General features: G+C 37.0%; 9 protein-coding genes. 7 read left to right on the forward strand and 2 right to left on the reverse strand.

Annotated elements, in window-relative coordinates:
• Nucleotides 1-316 precede the first annotated feature (316 nt).
• Complete coding sequence (locus MY533_RS02220) at nt 317-1,813, forward strand: S-layer homology domain-containing protein (protein WP_248719133.1); 1,497 nt, start codon at nt 317-319, stop codon at nt 1,811-1,813.
• A gap of 598 nt (nt 1,814-2,411) precedes the next feature.
• Here the strand turns inward: MY533_RS02220 and MY533_RS02225 are convergent.
• Together MY533_RS02225 and MY533_RS02230 are read right to left on the reverse strand one after the other, a co-directional pair.
• Nucleotides 2,412-3,671: an efflux RND transporter periplasmic adaptor subunit gene (locus MY533_RS02225; RefSeq protein WP_248717858.1), complete on the reverse strand. Its 1,260-nt coding sequence runs from the start codon at nt 3,669-3,671 to the stop codon at nt 2,412-2,414.
• Nucleotides 3,668-4,345: a hypothetical protein gene (locus MY533_RS02230; protein WP_248717859.1), complete on the reverse strand. Its 678-nt coding sequence runs from the start codon at nt 4,343-4,345 to the stop codon at nt 3,668-3,670. Before MY533_RS02230 ends, MY533_RS02225 begins: the two co-directional genes overlap by 4 nt.
• A 538-nt stretch (nt 4,346-4,883) precedes the next feature.
• Between MY533_RS02230 and MY533_RS02235 the strand changes: the two genes are divergently transcribed.
• From MY533_RS02235 to MY533_RS02260, 6 genes are all read left to right on the forward strand, one after another.
• A complete protein-coding gene (locus tag MY533_RS02235; protein WP_371873292.1) occupies nt 4,884-7,841 on the forward strand; it encodes a hypothetical protein in 2,958 nt (985 codons plus the stop codon).
• Between the two features lie 56 nt (nt 7,842-7,897).
• Complete coding sequence (locus MY533_RS02240) at nt 7,898-8,557, forward strand: S-layer homology domain-containing protein (RefSeq protein WP_248717861.1); 660 nt, start codon at nt 7,898-7,900, stop codon at nt 8,555-8,557.
• Between the two features lie 548 nt (nt 8,558-9,105).
• The gene (locus MY533_RS02245) at nt 9,106-10,188 is read left to right on the forward strand and encodes a CAP and S-layer homology domain-containing protein (protein WP_248717862.1); all 1,083 of its coding nucleotides are present in this window, start codon (nt 9,106-9,108) and stop codon (nt 10,186-10,188) included.
• Between the two features lie 886 nt (nt 10,189-11,074).
• Entirely contained in the window at nt 11,075-11,998 is a 924-nt protein-coding gene (locus MY533_RS02250) for a C40 family peptidase (protein WP_248717863.1), read from the forward strand.
• A gap of 247 nt (nt 11,999-12,245) precedes the next feature.
• Complete coding sequence (locus MY533_RS02255; protein WP_248717864.1) at nt 12,246-14,141, forward strand: N-acetylmuramoyl-L-alanine amidase; 1,896 nt, start codon at nt 12,246-12,248, stop codon at nt 14,139-14,141.
• Between the two features lie 190 nt (nt 14,142-14,331).
• A complete protein-coding gene (locus MY533_RS02260) occupies nt 14,332-16,275 on the forward strand; it encodes an N-acetylmuramoyl-L-alanine amidase (RefSeq protein ID WP_248717865.1) in 1,944 nt (647 codons plus the stop codon).
• Nucleotides 16,276-16,367: the final 92 nt, after the last annotated feature.

Genomic DNA, 16,367 nt, shown 5'->3' on the forward strand with positions numbered 1-16,367 from the left:
GAAATATTTTTAAACAGTGGAGGTTCGAGTTAAATCGAACTCTCCGCTTTTTTTTATTTATCGGGAAAATTATGACGATGGTAAGATGAGCAGGGGGAATGGATAGAAGAGCGAAAACGACGGAATGAAAAGTCGCAACGCTAAATAAAATCACAAAAATGACAAATATATCTCGAACCGATTCATATAGTGCCTCACCCCAACATTCGATAGAAAAAAGAAACTCTTCATAATAGAGGATTATGAAATATTTGGATTCCCTTATACGTATTATAATAGTATGATAGACAAAATATGTTAAGGGGTTGAGCTGGTGATGAAGAAGCATACTTTATTTCAAGGGGCATTAGTTGCTGCATTAGCGACAAGTGCAATTGTAGTAGTACCAACTGCACAGGCAACAGATAAATTTTCTGATGTTGATTACACGAAGGAATACGGTGTAGCGGTAAAGAATTTAGCTGAACGCGGAATTATTAAAGGTTATGCAGATGGCACGTTTAAGCCATTCGCTGATGTGACGCGTGGACAGGCTTCGAAGATTTTAGCAGGTCTTCTAGGGCTGGATACTAAAAATGTAATGGATCCACAATTTACGGATGTAAAACCGGGCGATGAATATTATGGGGCCATCGCAGCCTTGGAAAGTGAAGGGATTATCTCAGGGTTTGCTGACGGATCCTTCGGTGTCGATCAAGCGATTACACGTGAACAATTAGCGCGAATGCTAACGACGGCATATCATTTAGAATCTACTATTGGTCAGACATTACCATTTAAGGATATTGTAAAATATTCAGATGCTTATTACGCAGTCGCTCCATTGTTTGAGAATAATATAACGAAGGGGATTACACCAACTACTTTTGGCTTAAAAGAGACTGTCAATCGTTCGCAGCTTGCGTTATTTATTCATCGTCTTGAAGTTATGAAGGCTAAACGAGTGACCCAAACATTTACTGCACAGGAGTTTAATTCAACTAATATTGATGCTTATTCTAACGATAATCTAACGCCGGATGGAGAGCATGAGTTCTTCCGCATTCTTCGAACAAAAAATGATATGCAGATAGAGGCGTTACGAGAGGGATCGGGCTATTTCATGCTAGTTGGCTACAATATTGATAATGATGAAAATTATGAAATCGTCGAAATGCAAAAATATAAAATTGATGTAACAAAAGTAGATGGAAAATTACAAATTAACTGTCAACCAACAGATGAAGTGACACCTGGCTCAGCAATGATTTTTGAGCAAGATTTAGGCTTTGATCCGAAAAATATTCAGCTAACTACAGCTGCTGGACAAGCTGTTAGTAATAAAGTTTTTAGCTATAAACCATATGAATTTGATGGCTGGGATGAACAATCGATTCCTAAGGGCGGTAACTATGTGCTGTCGTTATTGCAAGCAGGTGACTATATTGCGACTTTCTCTGATAATAAAGGACATTCGGTACGTGTAGGTATCCATGCAGAATCTGATGGCTATGGATTGTATTCAACATTAGCGATTGAAAAAAGCAATGCGTTCATTCCCAAAAGTGAAATTGGCTTTAAGGTGAAAGATTTCAAAATTGAGCAATACACAGGTGCAATGCATGATCATAAAATAGTTGATGTCGAGCTTTCAGCAGATGGTGTCACTGTAAAAAGAGTCGGAAAAGGTAATTCTGCTTTTTCTGTCCGTCTGAATGGAGAAAATGGTGAGAAACTATATGTACATGGCATGATCCATGAGGTAAGTGGTATAGCAGCAATGAACTATGAGCTAGCAACACAAGAACAAATGGAGAATTCATCATTTAATTAAGAAACCGGTAGAAAAGATAACATCGCTGATAAACATCAAAGAATCGCTGATAAAACCGGAGAAATCGCTGATAAACATCAGAGAATCTCTGATAAAAGCAGAAAAATCGCTGATAAGCATTAAAGAATCGCTGATAAAACTAGGAAAATCGCTGATAGCATCAGAGAATCGCTGATAAAAGCAGAAAAATCGCTGATAGCATTAGAGAATTGCTAATAAAAGCAGAGAAATCGCTTTCAAGTTTTAGCAGCGTTCCTTGCTTGGTTAGCGGCGGAATTTCGTGTTTTAGCGGCGTTCTTCCTTTGGTTAGCGGCGCAAATCACACTTTTAGCGGCGAATTCCAACATAAGCTGGACAATTTGACAAAATTAAAGTCAGAGTTGAAGAACAGTTGTATAGAATTTTACACAATATTTAGGACTTGACTGATAAGCAACATAGAATCGCTGATAAAAGCAGAAAAATCGCTGATAAACATCAGAGAATCGCTGATAAGCAACAAAGAATCGCTGATAAAACCAAGTAAATCGCTGATAAACATCAAAAAACCGCTAACAGCACAAAAGCCTCCCCAATCATGCGGGGAGGCTTTTATATACTAAAAGACAATATATTTTACGTAGTCTTTCCAACCGATCTCTTTAAAATTGCGCCACTCGATTTTTTTAAGTGGTATTGAACGGAAGGAGCGAGCTAAAATATTGCGTTGTTCATTTGCGATAATAGGTGTTCCAGCATCCATATAGCCTGTAAAGATCGTAGAATCTGCCGTTTTAAAGGCAACCTCGATATCCTCAAGGCGTATTTTACCATTTTCATCAATTGTATAAACGCTATGTTTATTTTTCTTTCCAGCCTTCACCCATGCGGATTTCACTTTAAGCGCGTTGGATGCCTGATTTACGGTAATAGAAGCTTTACCGACAGTTGAAAATGGAATGTTTTCTAGTATGTCATCTTGATGCAATATTACCTCATAGCTTGTAGGCTTTGGTAGCTTTGCAGACTTAGCTAGTTCATTTGCCCAAAGGGATTCCTTATTTGCTGGTATCATTTGTTTTTGGAAGACAATACCAGATAGATCATCGTCGTTATGCGGTAGTTTAAAATTAACGGTTTGTCCATCTTCAACCTTTTGCCATTCATCCTCGGATAAGTAGGCAAGCATAGACTTTTCAGATGAATAGATTTCAAATGTGACCGCACCAGCTTGTTCAGTGATTTTTGAGATGACACCATCTACTGGACAAATAACACCTTGGCGCGCTTTAATTTGGCCAATTTGTGCATCCATTAAAGCTATTTGACGATTGGTCTCTGCAATATGACGGTTCAGTATTGCCACTGCAGTTGATGGAGAAGCTTGCTGACCTAATTCAAATTTAACAGAGACATTTAATTTCTCACTAATTTGGTCGGTATTAATAGAGCTTTTAGGGTCATTGCCTCCACCGTATTCAGATTCTATGTCCGCTAAAGCAGATTCTAAATCACTTAATTCAGTTTCGTAGGCAGTGCGTTCAGCCTCAAGCTTTGCTAATTCACCGTCAACTTCCTCTGTTTTGTAGGTAGCTAGTAAATCATTGGCATGTACTTCCTGTCCACGTGTTACATCTATTGCAGCAAGATTTTTCGCATCTGCTGAAATCGTATAGGTTTGTGCTGGTGCAACAATCGCATCCTTTTCAACCGTTTCTACACGATCACTAGGTGTAGCTCGTTGGAATTCATTGATAAAGTAGGATCTTGCTACTTTACTATCATCCTTAAATACAAAATAAGCATTTACACCAATTAATAACGCTATCACTATAATACTTAAACTTGTCCAAGGTCTGGATTTAATAAAGCGCATCATCCTAACCCCCTTGTAATCCATTCTTGTAGTGGTAACACACTAATCATTCCGATAAAAATAGCCATTACTACATAAAGACCAATAATTTTTGCTAATAATGCCTTTCGATCTGACCACTCCTCCCATTTTGAAAGGAACGTGTATTGCACAATAATTGTTAATACAGTTGCTACGGTTAGTTGGTTGATAGCAAATAGTACATAATCCTTATCAATTACTTGCTGAGCTATAGGTGCAAGTGAGAAGAACGAGAAGTTAGTAGTGTAACCAACTGCATAAAACACAGCAAATAAAATCGTCTTTTCAATAAGTAAAAATACCATTACATAAAGTTGTACCTTCTGAATCCATTTATAAGGAATGTCTGTTAATAGATGTAACAAGTATGTAATGCCATAATAATGGAAGCAATAATAGATAACTCCCCAGGCAATAACCCCAACCATTGATAATAAACGGGCTGTATAGTATTCAGTTTGATGATTCGATGCAAATAAGCTTGTTAAGCTTTCAGTACCCATGCCCCAAAACTCACGAACGGCGAATAGTAGCAAAAAGAGTATAAAAACTGCGAAGGATCGCTTTTTATATCCTCTTAGTTCTCCTTGCTCAACAGCTTGGGTAAAATAAGTGGGATGCATTAAGCTGTGCCAAAATTTATATTGATAAAACATATATAGCTCCCTTTCTCGTAAATTAAATCGTAAAGTTGTAGTATACATCTAATTACTGGAAAATAATATAGTAGAAATGCTAAGTTTTTCATGGATTCCCCTCGAAAAAGAGGAAATTTAATCGTTATTTTAGATAATTATACAGAGCTTTTATTCGCTAATTTGAGTAATGTTTCAACAAAATATTTCCTGGAAAATATAGGTGCAAGAACATATAGAGTAGCGCTTTCAATAGACGAGCGCTGCTAACTGTCGTTTACGACCATATTCTTTTAAGTAGAAAGTTTTTCACTCGCAATTAGTCATCTTTTGCCAAAATTTCTTCCAGAACAATGCACATAATTCAATTATATAGTATCCTAACAATAACTTCCTATAAAAAGACTATTCAATCTAAAAAATATTTCTGTTAGTGAAGAGGATGGGCTTCTTTAATAGATTAGCTTGAAATAGGATAAAATGCACCGATACAAAAGGTAGCAAATTAGAAATAAATGATACATATCTATTTACCTATATAAAAGAAAGGGTGGGCATTTTGAAAAAACAAATACAGGTTGGTGTAATAACAAGTCTATTACTAACTCCGACGGCGATTGCCAATGCTCAAGAAGGACAACCTCAAACAATCTCTCAGGAAAATCAAGTAGCTAATGTGAATATAGCAGCAACAAATGCAAACGCTAAATCACAAACTATTGCACAATATGGAAAACTATCTGAAAAATCGACAACAGCAGAAATGGCTGCTGCCAAAAGAGATTTAGCATTTTTAAGCGATAATTTTGACGCTGATGAAATCGAATTTATTACAGCTAAATACAACTATATAGAGAAACAAATAATTTTGTTAAGCGATCTTAAGAACATTGGTACAAGTATTAAAGGTATCTCTTATACTAGTAAAACTTTCATTAAGGATGTTAATGATACATGGAATAGATATCAGACGTTTTTAGGAGCAACGGATGCTGATAAAACCTATTTATCTGTTCAACAAACATTTAAAGGTGCTGTTAATACTGCAACGAACAATAAAGCTAGAGCTATCGTTAAAGATGTTACGGGTAAGTCCCTCCAATATGATTATGAAGGGGCTGCACTCATTGCTTATTTCAAAAGTAACGGGGCAGATATTACAAAACTTTTAAAAATGGTTGATGATGCAACTGTAGTAGACAAAACAGTTAAACAATTAGAAACGCTTGTATTAACCCTAAGTGATCCAAATTCTGATGCTACTAAAATTAAGGAAATCACAGATGGTATAACGACTGAACTGAACAAGCTCACAGCTGACCAAAAGAAAATTGTTATAGCGCATAATCCAAATAGTGCAGCGGTTACACCGTATAAAAAATATACAGAAGTGTTAGCCAACCAATCTACAGCTGATAAAGTAATTGCGCTAGTGGAAAAGTTAGACCCAACTGCAAAGGATTATACTACAAAAGCGAAGGCTGCTAATACTGCTTACTTAAAGCTAGATCCTGCAAAACGCGAATATGTGAAAAACTATAAATCGTTGAAGGATCAAGTAGAGGCGATGGATATTGTGACACGTATCATGGCTTTGAATACATCGCAAAAAACATATACGGAAGTAGTGACACAGTTAACTGCAGATTATGGGAAACTATCATCAAACGGGCAACAACTTGTAACGAATTATCCTGCTCTTCAAACCGCGAATGGCTATATTACAACAGCTAAAGATTTCGACAATCGTGTTATCGCTTTAGCTAATGAGCCGGATGCAACGTTTGTAGGGAAAGTAGCAGCGATGTCTGCAGAATATAAAACGATGGATAAAAATGCGAAAAAATTAGTAACACAATCCAAGACATTAACAACGTATGAAAAAAATAATGCCAATGTTGTGAAGGTTATTAATGCAATTGCAGCTTTAAATCCAGCAAATAAGGATTATACAAAAAAGGTTTTGGCAGCACGTAAGGCATACAATGCATTAGACTCTGCCTCACAAAAACGCGTAACAAACTACAATCAGCTAACAGCAGTTGAGGATGTTGCTACATTAATAGGCTTGATTGAAACATTGAAACCGACGAGTAAAACATTTTTAAATGATTTAGATTCTGCACGCAAAAATTACGATGCATTACCACCAGAAAAGCAAAAAGCTGTCACAAACTATGAAAAGCTTGTCACAGCTGAGACTGAGCTGAAATCTGCACATACAGTTATTGCATTAATAGATGCGGCAGTGCCTAATGATCCAGATTATTTAACGAAGCTTATGAATGCTCGCGTTGCTTACGATAAACTAAATTCAGGACAGAAAAAGCTTGTCTCTAATGTGAAGGTGTTAACAGATCGTGAAAAAGAAGTAAAAGCAATTTTAAATACTATGGTGCAAATTGATGGAATAGAGCCGGGCACAAGTAAATTTGTCAGTCAAGTAAACTCAGCGCGAAAAGCGTACGATAAGCTGACAAAAGACCAAAAGCTATATGTCAACAATATTGCTATTTTACAAGGCTATGAGCCAACTGCTAAAGTGATTGAATTAATAGGCAAGTTAAAGCCTTCTAGTAAAACGTTCAATGCGGATACAGTACAAGCTCGAGCACTATACGATGCTCTAAGTAAGGACATGCAGCAATATGTGACAAACTACAATTTATTACAAGCTGCTGAAGCAAGCATCTTAGGTGCAGGAAATGTAAAGCGTATGATTGATGAGCTTCCAACTGTCCCTGCAAATCAATATATTAAACGTATTGAAGAGATACGTGCAGCATATAATGCATTACCGAAAGATCAACAATATGCGGTTGAAAACTATAAAACATTGCAAGAGCAAGAAAAAATTATTAAGCCTGTCATTAGTGTTGTCAATGAGATTGATAAACTGATGACATCGAAAAATATGGACAGCCAATATCAAAAGGTATTAAAAGCATATGATAATCTTACTGCCACTCAACGTAAATATGTTTATAACGAGCAGCTACTTCTTTCATTAGATAATGTTATTAAAGTTTATCAAAGTATTGCAGCCTTAAAGCCAAGCGACAAATTATATTTTGGTATGATAGAATCTGTACGAAAAGATTACGATAGCTTAAGTACTACAGATAAGCAACGAGTATCTAATTACAATATTTTGCTTGAAGCTGAGAAAAATATGAGTGAAGTAAAGAAAGTTGTTGCGATTATAGCTGGTCTTAATCCGGCTTCTAGCTCATATATTCAAGATGTAGCGAACGCTTCTGCTGCATATAAAGCATTAGATTCTAAAGTAAAAGGACAAGTTCTTAACTACGATGTTTTAAAGAAAGCAGAAAAAGATGTAGCAGCAGTGTTAAAAGTGGTGAATGCGATTGGTGAGCTGGACCCAGACGCTAAAACGTTTGAAAAGAAAGTACTGGCTGCACAAAAACTATACGACGCACTTACTCTTGAGCAGCAGGATTTAGTATATAATTATCGTATTTTACAAGAGCACTTAAAAACATTAGGTTTATTATAAGGAGAGAGGGCAGGTCCCTCTTTTCTTTCTTTATAATAAGGAAGGGAAGCATTCATTTGTCGACTAAGAAGATACATAAAGCATGGGCACTTGCAACCGCGGCAGTAGTTGTTCCCTTTTTTGCAGCAGTGCCTGCAGAAGCAGCTGCAATGCCATTTACAGATATAAAAAAAAACGGAAGTGAAGTTGAACTATACAAGGCAGTTAGTGAATTATATAGCCAGGGCATTGTATTTGGGACAACATCGACTACGTTTAGTCCTTATCAAAATTTAACACGAGGGGAAGCGGCATACTTTTTGGCTGAAGCTCTAAAATTGGAGACAAAAAATGTAGTAAATCCTGGCTTCAGTGATGTACCGACCTCTCATAAATATTACGGTCATATTGCCGCGCTTGCCGAAAAGGGTATTATTCAAAAAGGAACAAATTATAATCCAGATCATTTTATGAATCGAAGTCAAATGGCAAAGATATTGACAATCGGCTTTAATTTACAGCAGGCAACAACATTATCTGCACCTTTTTCAGATTTTACAAAAGAAAATGAAACTAATAGGTATATTCAAACGTTATTAAATTATGGGATTACACAAGGAACAAGTGCGACTACATTTTCACCCTATACAGATGTTCGTCGCGGTCAAATGGCTTTATTCCTATACCGCACTTTACAAAAAGCTGAAGACGATTTCTATATAATTAGCGTTGAATAAATGGGAAGACTCACTCTTAAGGTGTTTTCAATCTTAGAGTAGTTTTTTTGAGGTTCATCACCAAAAGTTGTGGATGACTTTTGTTAAAACGTCTACTATGTAAATAGTTGATTGGAGTGGAGACTGGGCGACTCCTCGGGGATCAGCGTCACAGATGAGACCCTGCAGCGCAGCGGATGTTTTCTGTGCGAAAGCGTAGTGTTAACGTAGCGGCAGCACCAAAAGCGGCTCATCGGACGCCCCCAGGAAAGCGCCATTCGAAACGGAAATCAACCACACGTTTTGGTGATGGTCCTTTTTTTGAAACAATAAAGTCAAAATTAGGTAATAATGGAATATGAATGTTTCGCCAACCAAAGTTGGGTGTGAGGACCTTTAAATCGCGAATTAGAATGGTAACAGTGCTTTTTCTCCTATGTCGTGTGGGCCATGAGGGAAAACAAACATGAGTATGGATACGATCCCTAATTTGGTCGTTAGGAAAACATGTGGTGGGGGATTTGTGCCATTAGATTACTATACATAATTAAACGAAGGAGGAGATAGCTATGTTAAAAAAAGTATCTAGTGTTGTTGGTATGTCTCTTTTTTTGCTAACTACATCATATGCTGTGCCTCTGACAAACACATCTGAAGAAGTATTGGCAGCTAATATTGCAAAAGATGTTTCACAATCACATTGGGCAAAAAGCTCAATAGAACATATGCTAGAAAAGCATTATATGACAAATTATCAGGATGGCTTCTTTAGACCAGAACAACCGATTACTAGGGCAGAGGCTGCCGCTGCAATTGCTCGTTCCATGAAGCTAAAACTGGATACCGATTATACGCCTAATTTTACGGACTTATCGGATAATCACCCGTACTACAAAGAAATTTGTGCCTTAGTGGAATTAAAGATATTACAAAATGGTGATTGCTTCAACCCTGATGCACCTTTACAACGTGCACAAATTGCCAAAATGTTAACACTCGCGTATCAAATTGAAGTCGATTCTCAAAATCATAGTAAGTTTAGCGATGTTAAGGAAGGACATTGGGCAAAAGACTATATTGAATCGCTTGCAGATGTTGGTGTTATTAAAGGGATTAACGCACAGCAATTTGCACCAAATCGATTAGTAACACGTGCTCAATTTGCTTCTTTGGTTGAAAGAAGTCTCGACTTTTCAACGAAGGTAACAAATCTCGAGGTAGCCTACGATTATTTATCCAAGTCTTATATTCCGACAAAATGTTTTTCACCAACCATGTCTAATGATGTAATACGTTTAGTCAATGTCGAACGACAAAAAAGAAAGCTACACCCCCTTAACTATGATGCAGCTTTAACACAAATTGCCGTTATTAAGGCTCAGGATATGGTGAATCGACATTATTTTGAGCACGAATCCCCTTACTACGGGATGCCCTGGGATTTAGCAACATTATTCGATTATCCATACACGAGCTTAGGAGAGAATATAGGAAGAAAAATTCCAACATCCGAAGCTGCCGTCAAAGCATGGATGGCTTCACCAGCACATCGTGAAAATATTTTACGAGAAAATTACACAAATACCGGGGTCGCAATTGCAGTTGATAGCAATGGATATTACTATTGGGTGCAGTTATTTTCTAGTCAATAGAATGTGCGGCGGAATGAGGAAAAACCCGTGAAGTGAAGAAGGGACCTGCGTAAAGCATGAGAATACCCTCGGGGCAAAGGCGAATCCCTGTGAGCAGGAGAATCGTCGCGAAGCTGAGGCAAATTCTCGCGGGGCATAGGTCAATTAGCGGCGGAATTTCAAGTTTTAGTGGAGTTCCTTGCTTGGTTAGCGGCGGAATTTCAGGTTTTAGCGGCGTTCCTTGCTTGGTTAGCGGCGGAATTTCAAGTTTTAGTGGCGCAACTCACACTTTTAGCGGCCAATACCAACATAAGCCAATGCTCGCGGAGCAAAGGCGAATCCCCGTGGAGCAGGAGAATCATCGCGAAGCTAGGCAAATACTCGCTGAGCATAGGCCAATTAGCGGCGGAATTTCAAGTTTTAGCGGCGTTCCTTGCTTGGTTAGCAGCGGAATTTCGGGTTTTAGTGGCGCAAGTCACACTATTAGCGGCCAATACCAACATAAGCCAATACTCGCGGAGCATAGGTGAATCCCTGTGAGCAAAGGAGAACCGTCGCGAAGCATAGGCAAATCCCCGCGCAAAGCAAAAGAAATACCACACGGGCCCTATCGCATAAAACGAAAAATCGAATCGGAAATGCGCATATTTAACAACTGAAAATTGGAATTCCACTAAAATTTGCAATCTATTGTGACAAAGCGCAGCTAATATTACAGGAATGTTACAAAAATCCCGATTATCCATTATTTAATACCCATATTTTAGCGCTGATAAACCACGAAACGTTGGTATATCAGTGTTTTTTTGTGCTTTAAAAACCGTTACACAATTGAAAAGTTAAAATAGCATCTTTTATGATAGTCTATTTATAGGCAAAAAAGTTCTGAGAGGGGTATACCGAATATATGAAAAAGAAATGGTTATTACCGGTTTTTGCATCTTTCATGTTATTTACAACAACTCAAATAGATAAAGCTGAAGCAGCCACAACATCTGATGTAACTGATACAGCGTCACAATATTTAGGTGTTCCATATCTTTATGGAGGTACAACTACTAAAGGGCTCGATTGCTCAGGATATACATCTAAAGTCTTTGCAGATTTAGGTATTGAATTAAACCGTACTTCAGGCTCGCAATATCAACAAGGTACTGCTGTAGCAAAGAAGGATCTTCAAGTTGGAGATTTACTATTCTTCAATACTAGTGGTAAAGGAGTTTCGCATGTAGCTATTTACATGGGTGAAGGGAAAATGATCCATTCACAAACAGGTAAAGGTGTTAGTTACTCAAATGTAGATGATCCTTATTATTGGGGTTCTCGTTACATTGGTGCTAAACGTGTAGCAACATTTGATAGTGAACAAGCAGAAGCTGTTAAAGAAGAAGTAAAGGAAGCTGCGATTGATTTTACAGTTTATGCTTCTCGTGCTGAAGTGGCAGTGCAAATTGCTAAAGCACTTAACTTGGATACATCCGATAAAAATACGAATTTTACAGACGTAAAGCCAACAAATGAACATGCTGGTGCAATTGCTGCTGTATCGAAGTTAGGTATCTTTGCTGGTGATGGTAGTGGCAAATTTAATCCATCTTCACCGATAACACGTGCTCAAATCTCGAAAGTTTTAGTACAGGCCTTCGGATTAAAGCAACAAGGCAATGTTGTAACATTTGCTGATGCTCCTGCAAATCATTGGGCAAATGAATTTATTTCAATTCTTGCTTCAAATGGTATTACAGAAGGTAACGGAAATGGTAACTTCGGTTACGATGAGATGTTAAAAATTTCTCAACTTCAAACGTTTATTGAACGCGCACAAAAATAACAATAATAATCAAATTCCGTATTACTTAGACAAGGGCTACGTTTAAAGTAATACATTGCAAGGAAGTTCTTTTATATAATGTATAGATTGAGGAGAGTTTGCACTTGCAGACTCTCTTCTTTTTATGAAAATTACCAAAAATAGGAGTGGTGCCTAGAAAACAGTTAATAGTTACGTTCGTATGATAGTTTTGTCGGTGCAATTTTGCTAAAATGAACACGAGAACAGGAAGGGAGGAAATAAGACATTGAACCTCAAGAAAGTCAGTCTTATATTATGCGTCTTATTCATTTCAGCTTCTATGTTTACAATACATAGTGCCCAAGCAAGTGGTGGGTTTGTAGATGTTCCTAAAGATCAAGAAGCATATGAAGAGATCAATTATTTAGTTAGTTTAGGTGTTATTAAAGGATATACGGAAAACGGCAAAACGTATTATAAACCTTATAATAACGTAACGCGTGGACAAGTTGCCAAGATGGCTGTAATTGCTTCAGGTAACAAACCACTAGTTGTCAATAAATCAAGCTTCTCTGATGTAAAAGTAGGCACAGAGCTTTCAGGCTATGTAGAACGCGCTATACAGCTTGGACTATTTAAAACAAATACTCAGGGGCAATTTTTACCGGATAAGCCTTTAACTCGCGATGAAATGAGTTATGTATTAACAAAAGCCTTTAAACTTGATACAAGTGAATATCAAAATATCGATTCTCCTTTTGTAGATGTAGGTATTACTCATCCATATGTTACATTTGTGAATACGATATACTATAACGGTATTACAAAGGGAACGGGTCAAAATTATTATCCAAATAACAAAGTGACACGTGCGCAGTTTGCATTATTTATAGCGCGTGCAAAAAGTGAAAAGTATCGTTTAGAGCTACCAGTTAAAGGTGTAGGTGTACCTGATACAACACAGGTCATTGGCTTAGTTTCTGTCACAACTGACGGATTAAATATTCGTAAATCAAAAGATTCTTCATCTACTGCTAATATAGTAGGTACAGTAAACAAAGGCGGTAAACTATCAGTCTATGCAGTTGAAGGGGACTGGTTAAAGGTTACTTATAAAGGTGCATTTGCTTATATTCATAAAGCGTATGCACAGTTTTTAGATGCTGACGGTAACGCATTAGGGAATGTCCAAAAGCAAGTTACTGCAACACAAAATTTAAATGTTTACGTAAAACCAACTTCTTCATCTAAAGTTATTACAACAGTTAATAGCAAGACGAAATTACCAGTTTATAAGACAGTCAGTGGCTACCATCTAACTGTAGTAAACGGTATACCAGGCTATGTCGTGGCTAATAGTACAGAGGATGTTGAAGTAGAAAAACCTTCTACTCCAGATCCAACTCCACCTACAGTTTCTGGTGATGTTTTAGGTCGAGTGACGGTTGATAGTTTAAATATTCGCAAAGAAGCTAACTCTACTTCTACGGTACTAGGTAAGCTGAAAAAGGGCGAATATATTCAAGTAAACAGTATTAACGGTTATTGGGCACAAGTTACTTATCAAGGTCAAAAAGGGTATGTCCATAAATCATACTTAAAGCTTCTAAATCAAAGCGGTAATCCACTGAAAAATCGAATTATCATTCTTGATCCTGGTCATGGTGGTAAGGACCCTGGAACTGTTGTAGGTGCTTATTCCGAAAAAGCTATCACATTAAAAGTCGGCACACTTGTGAAGCAAAAGCTAGAGGCTGCAGGTGCGAAGGTATATATGACTCGTACAGGAGATACGTATCCTTCGTTACAAGACCGTGTTGACTTTACAAATAATAATTACGGTGAAATCTTCGTAAGTATCCATGTTAACTCAGCAGCAAATACTGCTGCATTAGGTACTGAAACATATTATGCAATTTCAACAGGTGATATGTATCAAGAAGACATTGATCTTGCGACATTTGTAAACAATCAAATCGTTAATAACTTAAATATGAAAAATCGTGGTGTTAAAGAACAGCAATACTATGTTATTCGCAACACGATTATTCCCGCCATCTTAGTCGAATTAGGCTTCCTAACAAATGATGAAGACCGCGGTAAATTGACGAATGATAAATATGCTGAGTTATTTGCTGATTCTATCTACAAAGGAATTTCACAATACTACGCGAAAAAATAATAAAATGGGCTACATTGTTCAATATGAACGATGTAGCTCTTTTTGTTTGATACTTTAAATACTATGAGCATCGGTAAACTTAAATTCTATTATTTAGAATTTAAGTTGTAACACTTTCATCCATATGATAGTTTTACCAGTGAAATTTTGCTAATATTAATGGTAGAACAAGAAGGGAGGAAATAAGACATTGTATCTCAAAAAAATTTGTCTTATATTATGCGTCCTTTTCGTTTCTGCTTCAATGTTTACAATAAATAGTGCACAAGCAAGTGGCGGTTTTGTAGATGTTACGAACAAGGATGACGCATATGAAGAAATCAATTATTTAGTAAGTTTAGGTGTTATTAAAGGATATACAGAAAAGGGCAAAACGTATTATAAACCTTATAATAACGTAACGCGTGGACAAGTTGCCAAGATGGTTGTTGTTGCTTCAGGTAACAAGCCACTAGTTGTTAATAAATCAAACTTCTCAGATGTAGCAGTCGGCACAGAGCTTTCAGGCTATGTGGAACGTGCTGTACAGCTTGGCTTTTTTAAAACAAATATCAAGGGACAATTCTTACCAAACAAACCTTTAACTCGTGATGAAATGAGTTATGTATTAACAAAAGCGTTTAAGCTTGATACAAGCGAGTATGAAAACATCGATTCTCCTTTTGTAGACGTAGGTATTACTCATCCGTACGTTTCATATGTGAATACGATTTACTATAATGGTATTACAAAGGGAAGTAATCAAAAATATAATCCAAATGATCAAGTGACACGTAAACAGTTTGCGTTATTTGTAGCGCGTGCGAAAGAAGAAAAATATCGTTTAGATATCCCTGTTAAAGGTGTAGCTACACCTGATTCATCACAGGTCATTGGCTTAGTTTCTGCAACAACTGACGGATTAAATATTCGTAAGTCCAAAGATTCTTCATCTACTGCTAATATAGTAGGTACAATAAACAAAGGTGGTAAACTATCAGTCTATGCCGTTGAAGGAGATTGGTTAAAAGTTTCCTATAAAGATACCTTTGCTTATATTTATAAAACGTATGCGCAGTTTTTAGATGCAGATGGTAACGCATTAGGAAATGTCCAAAAGCAAGTTACGACAACACAAAATATTAATCTTTACGCAAAACCAACCTCTTCATCAAAGGTTATTTCGACTGTGAATAGTAAAGTGAATTTACCTGTTTATAAGACGGTAAGTGGTTACCATCTAACTGTAGTAAATGGTGTACCAGGCTATATCGTGGCTAATAGTACAACGGACGTTGAGGTAGAAAAACCTTCTACCCCAGAACCAAAACCAAAACCAAAACCAGAACCAGAACCAAAACCAAAACCAGATCCAACTCCACCAACAATTTCTGGGGATCTATTAGGTCGAGTGACAGTTGACAATTTAAATATTCGTAAAGAAGCTAACGCTACTTCGGCGGTAGTAAGTAAGTTAAAAAAAGGCGAATATGTTCAAGTGAACAGTATTAACGGTTATTGGGCACAAGTTACTTATCAAGGTCAAACAGGGTATATCCATAAATCTTATATAAAGCTACTAAATCAAAATGGTAATCCGTTGAAAGATCGTATTATCATTCTTGATCCAGGTCATGGTGGTAAGGATCCTGGAACTGTTGTAGGTTCTAATTCCGAAAAAGCTATTACATTAAAGGTCAGCACACTTGTAAAGCAAAAGCTAGAAGCTGCAGGCGCGAAGGTATCTATCACTCGTACAGGAGATACGTATCCGTCATTACAAGACCGCGTTGATTTTACAAATGCTAATTATGGTGAAATCTTCATAAGTATCCATGTAAACTCAGCAGCAAATACTTCTGCGCAAGGTACTGAGACATATTATGCAGTGACAACAGGAGATATGTTTAAGGAAGATATTGATTTAGCTACATTTGTAAACAATCAAATCGTAAATAACTTAAATATGAAAAATCGTGGTGTCAAAGAACAGCAATACTATGTAATTCGCAACATGCTTATCCCATCTATCTTAGTCGAACTAGGCTTCCTAACAAATAACGAAGACCGAGCTAAAATGACGGATGATCAATATGTTGAGTTATTCGCTGAGTCTATCTACAAAGGAATTTTAGAATATTACTCAAAACAATAATAATGAAGCGCTACATCGTTCAATAGTAGACGATGTAGCGCTTTTTGTTTACATTTAGCATCTTGCGATGATCATTATAGAGTTGAATTCAA

It is taken from the genome of Lysinibacillus sp. Ag94 (assembly GCF_023242215.1).
GTDB lineage: Bacteria > Bacillota > Bacilli > Bacillales_A > Planococcaceae > Lysinibacillus.